This is a genomic window from Methylobacterium sp. J-076, assembly GCF_022829405.1.
Lineage (GTDB): Bacteria > Pseudomonadota > Alphaproteobacteria > Rhizobiales > Beijerinckiaceae > Methylobacterium.
This window is the reverse complement of record NZ_JAKSXW010000010.1, coordinates 1-8,738: the sequence shown is the minus strand read 5'-3', so window position 1 is coordinate 8,738 and position 8,738 is coordinate 1. Positions and strand designations below refer to the sequence as shown.

Below are 8,738 nucleotides of genomic sequence, written 5' to 3'. Positions count from 1 at the left end.
CGCGCTCAATCCCCGCCAGTCGATGAAGGTCGCCAGCAGCCCGCCATCGACGAGACAATCCGCAGCCTGGCTCATCCAGGCGTCGTTGAAGCAGGCGAACTGCTCGTCGCTCATCTCGCCGCTCGCCATCGCGAACTCGCGATGATCGCCGCGCGTCACATGTCCGGCGATAGCTACGTTGTAGGGTATATCGGTCAGCACAAGGCGCACCGGTCCAACCGCGAGCTTGCCCAGCCAGTCGGCCGCCTCGCGCGCGTCGCCGCAGATGACCCGGTGATCGCCGCAGCCGAAGACATCGCCCTGTCGCGTCACGCCGATCGCGGCTGGGTTCGGCACGAGATCGGCTGGGTCGGGCTCATCGTCCTCATCCCCGAGCCGGATCGCGTCGATCAGCACGGTGTCGATCCCGACGACCTCGATCGGCGCCCCCGCGACCACCAGCTCACGCAAGATGACTTCGATGGACGCGAGGTCGTAGGTCGCCTTCTCCGAGAGCACGTTCACGCCGAGCCTGATGAGCTCCCATTGCTCCGGCGTCGTGATCTCCACCCGCACGCACGGGATGGTTTCGAGGCCGAGGCGCTTGGCCGCTTCGACCCGGCTGACCCCGTCGAGAATCCTGTCATCCGTATCGATCAAGACGGGATCAACGAACCCCACGGTCGCGATGCAGGCCGCGATCTGCGCCACATGCGTCTCATCGAGCTTATGGATCTTCCGCTCCGCAGGGCGAAGGCTCGCGGGATCACGCCGGACCATGCACAGATTCGGTATGAGATCGTTGCGAGGCGGCGGCGTAAGGCTGGGGATGGAAGCCGGCCGCTTCCTTCGGGCCCTGCGCTCGGCATCCCGCTTCAGCAGGGCGGCCTTCAGGTTCCTAGTCATCGCTCTGTCCTCCCAGGCGGGTCCGTGTTCGGGCGCGCGGCGGGTGCGGCCGCGGATGGACCGGCGGCGTAGTCACGGCGGGGGCCGACGGGCGCGAGCGCGTCCTGATCTGGGCGGACGGCGCCGACGCGACCGGTCGATCCGCGAGCTGGCGCTCCAGCGTCGTGTCGAACGGCGGGATCGGCCCGTAGACCCGCTGGTGTTCCTCGAGCAACCGGGTCTTGACCGTCGGCAGCAGGAGACTCCACGCGTGCTTCTGCCGAGCTGCCAAATCCGCCTTCTGGCCGACCGTGAGGCGAGGCCGACGCCGTGCCTTGGGCGGCGGCGAGAGAAGGCCGAGCCCGTCCAGCATGATCAGGAGCTCCCTCACCTGCTGGTGTGCCCCGCACACGCCGTGCATCGCCGCGGTGAACAGCTGCCGGACCGCCACGGCGATCGCCGTCGCCTTGCGCGTGCGTCCGCCGGACGAGACGCCGATGAGCTTCATCATGGCCTTTCGGTGGGCGTCCCAGGGATCACTGGTGGCCCGCGCCGCGCCCGAAGGGTTGCCGCTCTGGCCGGATTGCCAGCGCGTGTGCACCGGCGGCCTGCGGTAGCCGACCTCGGATCCTCCGGTCCGACGCCGCTGCGCCGCCATCTGCCGCGCCGCGGCGCGTTCGACCCCGGGCCTGATGGCGTCGAACTCCCGCTTCCACTCGAAGGGCACGAGCGTTCGGATCGGACGGCTGCTGGGATAGTGGGCCTCGTACGCCTGCTGGATCTCCGGCAGCATCCTGCAGCAGATATGCGCCGCTTGCAGATGAGCATGATCGCTGAGCAGCGCGTCACGGGCCAGCCTCTGTTTTGTGGCCGCGATTTCCAGATTTTCCACCTTGGATTCGTGCAAAATACTCTTGTCGATGAGAAATCTGGTCAGCCACGTCTGTTGACGTATGGCGCTGATCACGCCGCGCGCCGCATCCTCGCTAGTCTTATCGAAGTAGACGTCGAGGAGAAACCTCTTCTTGGCGCTGCCGTTCTCCCGAACCTCGATCAGACCGAAGGTTGCCTTCCGGATATGGTTGATTGGGCTATTTGAGCCGAGGCGCTCGATCTCGGCTGCGGCTTCCTGGCGTCGGCGTTTGTGCATAAACGCAGTACGGGCCATCTGGACGCTCTCCATCTGTGCCAGCACGCACGCGGGATCGCGTGCGGGTCAGGCGGTAGGAAAGTGCCCCGGGCATCCCGGCGCTTGATCCGTTGGAAAGCTATATCGCCAACGGGTCTCAGATTTGTCAATCCAAAAACCCCGAAGACGGGTCGAAGGCTGACATCGTCATAGCTCATCCTCAGCCGATATACCCTGTGCTCGTTTTTTGGCTGAGTGATAGGTCAATTCTGATCTTTGGCTGAGTTCGCGGAATAGCTCAGAGCTGCTTCTGGGCCGAGTACCGCCCGTTAGATCGACTCCGGCGTGGCGCGCTCCGAGGCGACGGCGACGCGATGCGCGGGTTCATCGCCGTCGCGACGTCAATCATTCCCTTGATTTTGGATGCGTCTCTGAGCGTCGGCAAAAAGATCCGTGCCAGCTGCGTAGAAAATCCCTGCTCGATGCTTGAAAGGTCCCTGCTCGGCGGCTGGAAGATCCGTGCGTGAACGCGCGCGAACCAGAGACCGGTTCGAGCCTGACTGCCCGCACCACCAGGCCTTCCTGGTGAAAAGTCAGCGTCCTTCGCTCGGCGGCGATATCGTTGCCGGGATCAGGACTTAGCGGCGACCGGCAGGGTCTCCGGCTATTCTGAATGCTTTTTGGCGGCCTTCTCCGGAGCTGAAAACGGGCGCGGTTCTCGCCGCCTCGTTGGTCGTTTTCCGGGATTTCTGCTCGTGTGCAACCGGAGACCGTTTCGGTTTGATGACGAGACGCGAGTTCGCCCCCGTCGACGAGCGTTAGCCGCCTACAAGCCAGCCCAGCCTCGTCATGGCTGAGGTCGCCTGCCATCGTCCTGGGGCGCACCGGTCAGCGGGGCGAAATACCTTGCGCCTTCTGCGCGACGGCCGGGCTCTCGGCAGCCGCATTGACGATGACGGCCGCATCCTCCGCCAGCAGGAAGCCTTCTGACTCCACCGCGCGCGCTGCGACGCGGACCTTGTTCACGCAATCCTGCTGCAACGCGCAGGATCAGATGGCCGAGGAGGGATAATCCGGGATTGGCTGGGATTTCTCGGGATTTCAGTCGGCTCGATCGAGATTCAGCGTGTTCGCCCGTTGCCACGGTCCCTGACTGGACGCGCAAGCCGCGCTCGGCCAGATCCAACCGGCGTCGATGGTCCGTCGCGCGCCTCTGTCGGGTGGATTTCGGCCGGTCCGCTTCCGGACGTCCGGTGCGTGGAAGCGGACGGAACGGCAGAGACCATTCACGACCCATCTCCGCGTGGCGGCACGCCGGAACTTGTCCGGCGTTTGCGAGATACGTCAGTCAATCTGAGTCCTTGCGCTTCGATCCAACCTGCGGCCCGAACACGGGCCGGCGGGACCCGATCCGCCACAGGCGCCGGTCCGAACCCCTCACGCCAGTGAAGAGGTCACCCATGAGCACGAAGGTCGCCGATCTGTTCGTCCAGGCGCTGGCGCTGGCCGGCGTGAAACGGATCTACGGCGTGGTCGGCGATAGCCTCAACGGGCTGACCGAAGCCCTGCGCCAGGACGGCTCGATCGCCTGGATCCACACCCGCCACGAAGAGAGTGCTGCCTTCGCGGCCGGGGCCGAGGCCCACCTGACCGGCGAGCTCGCGGTCTGCGCCGGCTCCTGCGGGCCGGGCAACCTGCACCTCATCAACGGCCTGTTCGATGCGCACCGCTCCCGCGTGCCCGTCCTGGCCATCGCCGCCCAGATCCCCTCCGCCGAGATCGGACGAGGCTACTTCCAGGAGACCCACCCGCAGAACCTGTTCCAGGAGTGCAGCCACTATTGCGAGCTGGTCTCCTCGCCGGCGCAATTGCCGGGCGTGATCGAGACCGCAATCCGCGTTGCCGTGGCCGAGCGCGGCGTGGCGGTGGTCGTCATCCCCGGCGATGTCGGCCTCATGACCATGCCCGACGACGCGCCGGCCCTGTCGGGCGCCCTGGTGCCGTCCCCGGCCGTGGTGCGGCCCCGTGATGCCGACCTCGACGCTCTGGCCGGGATGCTCGACGCAGCCGGCCGGGTGACGCTGCTCTGTGGGCGCGGATGCGCCGGGGCCCATGCCGAATTGCTGCAGCTCGCCGAGGCGCTGAAGGCGCCCGTGGTCCACGCGCTCGGCGGTAAGGATTATGTGGAGTGGGACAACCCCTACGACGTGGGCATGACCGGGCTGATCGGGTTCTCTTCGGGCTACCGGGCGATGCTCGACTGCGACACCCTCCTGCTTCTCGGCACCGGCTTCCCCTACCGCCAGTTCTACCCGCAGAAGGCCAAGATCGCGCAGGTCGATCTGCGGGCCGGAAGCCTCGGGCGCCATTGCCGGATCGATCTCGGCCTGATCGGCGATGTCGGCGCCACGATCACAGCGCTCCTGCCGAAGCTGCGGCCGAAGACCGACCGGGCTCATCTCGATGACAGCCTCGCCCACTACCGCAAGGCCCGCCCCGGCCTCGACGCTCTGGCGGTCGGCAAGCCCGGGGGCAAGATCCACCCCCAATACGTGGCCCGGACGCTCAGCGAGGCGGCTGCAGAAGACGCCGTCTTCACCTTCGACGTCGGCACGCCGACGATCTGGGCTGCACGCTACCTCGCGATGAACGGCAGGCGGCGGCTGATCGGATCCCTCAACCACGGCTCGATGGCCAACGCCCTGCCGCAGGCGATCGGCGCGCAGGCGGCCTATCCGGGGCGGCAGGTGGTGTCCTTCTCCGGCGACGGCGGCTTCGCCATGCTGATGGGCGACCTGCTCACCCTCAACCAGCACAAGCTGCCGGTGAAGATCGTGGTGCTGAACAACGGCACCCTCGGCTTCGTAGAGATGGAGATGAAGGCCGCCGGCTTCCTCGAGACCGGCGTGGCGCTGGTGAACCCCGACTTCGCCGCCATGTCCCGGGGGGCTGGCCTCTTCGCTCGGCGCATCGAGGACCCGGCCGATCTGCCCGGCGCAATGCGCGAGATGCTCGCCCATGACGGGCCGGCCCTGCTCGACGTGGTCTCGGCCCGCCAGGAACTCGCGATGCCGCCCAAGATCGGCATCGAGCAGGCCACGGGCTTCGGGATGTGGCTTGCCCGTGCGGTGATCGACGGGCGCGGGACCGAGATCCTCGACCTCGCCAAGACCAATCTCTGGCGGTGACCGGCCTCCCGCCCCGAAGCCGCCGGACATCCCGCGCGGCTCAGCGCGGGGGCATTTGATACGGTTCGCTCAGGGATGTCCGATGATCTGCAGCGGACGTAGGTCCGCCTTTGCCCCGATTCACCACATAGCTTCACCTTATGCTCAAATGGTCTTTCGTCATCGCTGTCAGGGGCGCCTGCGCGCAATGCTTTGCTGAGGTTCGGCTGGCAGGCTCGCGCCGCTGGGATGGAAGGCTGGGCGGCGGCGATGCGGACTGTGTCGAGTGACGAAGGGCAAACGAGGACGGTTCAGCTCGCTGACGTTCTCGGTGCGCTCAGCCATGCCCTCGATCTGACGGAAGGTCAGCCGGTCGGGCATTGCGTGCGCTCAACCTGGATCGGCTTCCACATCGGCCGAAAGATGGGCCTGCCGGACCTGCAGCTGTGGGAACTCTACCACACGGTCATGCTGAAGGACCTGGGTTGCTCCAGCAACGCTGCGCGCATCTGCGAACTCTATCTGTCCGACGATCTCAGCTTCAAGCGCGACTTCAAGACGGTCAGCGACAGCCTGCCGAAGGTGCTTGGTTTCGTCTTCTCCCATACCGGGCTGAAGGCCGGCCTGGCCGAGCGGTTTCGCGCCGTGCTCAACATCTTGCAGAACGGCGGGGCCATCGTCGATGACCTTATCCAAACCCGCTGCCAGCGGGGGGCGCAGATCGCCCGGCAGCTCCGCTTTCCCGCGAGCGTCTGCGACGCCATCCACGCGCTGGACGAGCACTGGAACGGCGCCGGCCGGCCGGATCGGCTCGCGGGCCCGGCGATCCCGCTCTACGCCCGCGTCGCGCTGCTGGCCCAGGTGGTGGACGTGTTCCATACCGCGGCAGGCCCGGCCGCCGCGGTGGCCGAGGTGAGGGCGCGCTCGGGGACATGGTTCGATCCCCAGATCGTCGCGTGTTTCGAGGCCGTCGCCACCGAACCGGGCTTCTGGGAGATCTTGGCCTCAGACGGGGTGGAGGCGGCGGTGTTCGCACTGGCGCCGGTCAGCCCAATCATCGTGGACGAGGATTACCTCGACGACATCGCCCGAGCGTTCGCGCAGATCATCGATGCCAAGAGCCCCTTCACCTCCGGTCATTCGGAGCGCGTGGCGGTCTACGCCGACATGATCGCGGCCGAACTCGGCTACACCGCGGAACGCCGCCGTTGGCTCAAGCGCGCCGCCCTGTTGCACGACGTCGGTAAGCTCGGGGTCTCGAACGCCATCCTCGACAAAAACGGCAAGCTGGATGAGGCGGAGTGGAGGGACATGCGCAATCATGCAGCGCTGTCCGAGACCATCCTCGCCCGCGTCTCAGTGTTCCACGAGATGGCCTGTATCGGCGGCGGCCATCACGAGCGGCTCGACGGCAAGGGCTATCCCCGTGGGCTGAGGGATCACGAGATCGCCCCCGAGACCCGCATCGTCTCGGTCGCCGACGTGTTCGACGCCTTGACGGCCAACCGGCCCTACCGGGCCGCCATGCCCCGAGAGAAAGCGCTCAGCATCATGCGCTCGGATCTCGGTACAGCATTCGATCCGATCTGTTTCGCTGCGCTGGAGCGTGCGCTCGTCGCGATCGAGGGGGATCTCGCCCAAGCGGCCTAGGCGGCCGAACGGCGAAGCTTCGTTTGGCAACCCGGAACCGCCGTGCCGGCTCCGAGTCCGATCCGACCGATGCCCGGCGGGACAGCTCCCGATGAGCGAACTATCGCCGCGCGCAGCCCGTCCGAGAAACTACGAACTGAGACGTCGCAGGTGAAGTCTGGCGAGAGCGCAAGGAAGCATGATCCAAGCCTTGGTGAGAGTTCTCTGTGAATTCGGCAGCTTTCATGCATCGACTCGCGTAGCTGACCTGACGCCGCCGTCCGCTTCCGGGAACGGGGCGTTTGATCGTCAACGGCCGTGGCGGGTCGGATGCCGAATGGCTGCTACCGGGCGAGTGATGAAACGCCTCTGATGGCACGAAGAGGTGCTGTGAAGTTGCAGATGGACTGCGGAAGAATTCACGACCGACTGCATCGAGGCGCCGGGCGTCAGCAGCCTCATCACACGTTCAGAAAGTCCCGGGGTAAGCGCCTCCATCGACGAGCAAGTTCTGCCCCGTGATGAAGCCGGAATGCGCGCTGCAGAGGAAGGCACAGGCGTGGCCGAACTCGTCGGGCTGGCCGAAGCGGCGGGCCGGGTTCTCCGCCGCGCGTGCTTTCAGGAACTCTTCCGCCGTCATGCCGGCCTTGGCGGCGTTCGCTGAAACCGTCGCCTTGAGCCGGTCCGTATCGAAGGGGCCGGGTAGCAGGCCGTTGATCGTCACGTTGTGCTGGACAGTCTGGCGAGCGAGGCCTGCGACGAAGCCTGTCAGACCCGAACGCGCGCCGTTCGAAAGTCCCAGAGAGGGGATTGGTGCCTTCACAGCTCCTGAGGTGATGTTCACGATGCGGCCGAAGCGGCGGCTGATCATCCCGTCGACAACCGCCTTGATAAGAAGGATGGGTGTCAGCATATTGGCGTCGAGCGCCTCGATCCACTGATCGCGGTCCCACTCCCGAAAATCGCCCAGCGGTGGCCCACCCGCGTTGTTGATCAGGATGTCCGGCTCTGGCATCGCAGCCAACGCCGCCTCCCGGCCCTCCGCCGTGACGATGTCGCCCGTCACCGCAATGACCGTGACACCGGTCTCGCGCCGGATCTCACCCGCCGTCTCCTCCAGTGTCTCGCGCGACCGCGCCGTGATCACGAGATCGACGCCTTCGCGGGCGAGCGCCATGGCGCACCCCCGTCCCAGTCCCTTGCTCGCCGCGCAGATGAGCGCCTTCTTGCCCCGCAAGCCAAGATCCATCGCTCTTCCCTCGAACCGATAGAAAATCTCAAGTGGGTCAGACGTCCGCGACGTCAGCAGGGTCGGACAGCCCTCTGGTTCCGCTGCCGCATAAAGCTAATTCGGCACCCTGGAAATGTCGGCTTCAAGGCCGTCCAGGACGCGGTAGCCTATGACCAGGTTGGGTGGGAAGTGGCCGGTCTGCTTCCGGACGGCAGATGGCCCGAAGACGACAAGGTCGTCCTAACCCTTCCCCACATCACGGGCTCGCCGAGCGGATCGAAGAACTGCCTGGGCTTCCCTTCATCATGGCCAAACCGGTGCGCCGTCGAGCCCCGTCGTCTCTGCCAGACCACAGACGAGGTTCGCGTTCTGCACCGCCTGACCGGCTGCGCCCTTGCCGAGGCTATCGACGGCCCCCATCGCGATCACGAGGTCACGCTCGGGGTCGGCCGCGTAGCGAACAAAGGGGCGCCGGGAAAGCAGACGGCCTCCTCTCGACCCAACCCGGTCGTCGGAAGTGCTGGCGGTATTCCCACGAAGCGGACGTTCGTCAGCCGCTTGGCAACTTCACATCGGGGTGGGAAGCGGGCATGTAATTGGACCAGGGCCTTCAACCCTACAAAATGGCCGGGGCGACCAACGTGTTGATAGCAAATATTCTTGCAGGTTGCGCGCTCCTAATTTGGTCTGGGCTTTGTTGTATTGGCTACGCCCTGGT

General features: G+C 65.9%; 7 protein-coding genes. 3 read left to right on the top strand and 4 right to left on the bottom strand.

The window, feature by feature from the left end:
• Both MKK53_RS00245 and MKK53_RS00240 read right to left on the bottom strand, forming a co-directional pair.
• Window positions 1-885: ParB N-terminal domain-containing protein (locus tag MKK53_RS00245; protein ID WP_243925779.1), on the bottom strand; the 885-nt coding region annotated here is incomplete at its 3' end.
• Window positions 878-2,032: a DUF5681 domain-containing protein gene (locus tag MKK53_RS00240; RefSeq protein ID WP_243925777.1), complete on the bottom strand. Its 1,155-nt coding sequence runs from the start codon at window positions 2,030-2,032 to the stop codon at window positions 878-880. The genes MKK53_RS00240 and MKK53_RS00245, both read right to left, overlap by 8 nt.
• 335 nt (window positions 2,033-2,367) lie before the next feature.
• On the opposite strand from MKK53_RS00240, the gene MKK53_RS00235 reads away from it, so the two are divergent.
• On the top strand, window positions 2,368-2,520 hold the full coding sequence (locus tag MKK53_RS00235; protein WP_243925775.1) for a hypothetical protein: 153 nt from the start codon (window positions 2,368-2,370) through the stop codon (window positions 2,518-2,520).
• 361 nt (window positions 2,521-2,881) lie between these two features.
• Here the strand turns inward: MKK53_RS00235 and MKK53_RS00230 are convergent, their stop codons facing one another.
• Window positions 2,882-3,019, bottom strand: coding sequence for a hypothetical protein (locus tag MKK53_RS00230; protein WP_243925773.1), 138 nt, complete (start codon window positions 3,017-3,019; stop codon window positions 2,882-2,884).
• Between the two features lie 434 nt (window positions 3,020-3,453).
• Here MKK53_RS00230 and poxB point away from each other — a divergent pair, with 434 nt between their 5' ends.
• Complete coding sequence (gene poxB / locus MKK53_RS00225; protein ID WP_243925771.1) at window positions 3,454-5,181, top strand: ubiquinone-dependent pyruvate dehydrogenase; 1,728 nt, start codon at window positions 3,454-3,456, stop codon at window positions 5,179-5,181.
• 249 nt (window positions 5,182-5,430) lie between these two features.
• A complete protein-coding gene (locus tag MKK53_RS00220) occupies window positions 5,431-6,810 on the top strand; it encodes an HD-GYP domain-containing protein (protein WP_243925781.1) in 1,380 nt (459 codons plus the stop codon).
• A 448-nt stretch (window positions 6,811-7,258) separates the two neighbouring features.
• On the opposite strand, the gene MKK53_RS00215 is transcribed toward MKK53_RS00220, so the two are convergent.
• Complete coding sequence (locus MKK53_RS00215; RefSeq protein WP_243925769.1) at window positions 7,259-8,038, bottom strand: SDR family oxidoreductase; 780 nt, start codon at window positions 8,036-8,038, stop codon at window positions 7,259-7,261.
• Between the last annotated feature and the right edge of the window lie 700 nt (window positions 8,039-8,738).

What these genes read in the sequence shown, in the direction of transcription:
- MKK53_RS00240 (WP_243925777.1), bottom strand. Translation starts at nt 2,032, where the DNA reads ATGGCCCGTACTGCGTTTATGCACAAACGCCGACGCCAGGAAGCCGCA.
- MKK53_RS00235 (WP_243925775.1), top strand. Translation starts at nt 2,368, where the DNA reads ATGCGCGGGTTCATCGCCGTCGCGACGTCAATCATTCCCTTGATTTTG.
- poxB (WP_243925771.1), top strand. Translation starts at nt 3,454, where the DNA reads ATGAGCACGAAGGTCGCCGATCTGTTCGTCCAGGCGCTGGCGCTGGCC.
- MKK53_RS00220 (WP_243925781.1), top strand. Translation starts at nt 5,431, where the DNA reads ATGCGGACTGTGTCGAGTGACGAAGGGCAAACGAGGACGGTTCAGCTC.
- MKK53_RS00215 (WP_243925769.1), bottom strand. Translation starts at nt 8,038, where the DNA reads ATGGATCTTGGCTTGCGGGGCAAGAAGGCGCTCATCTGCGCGGCGAGC.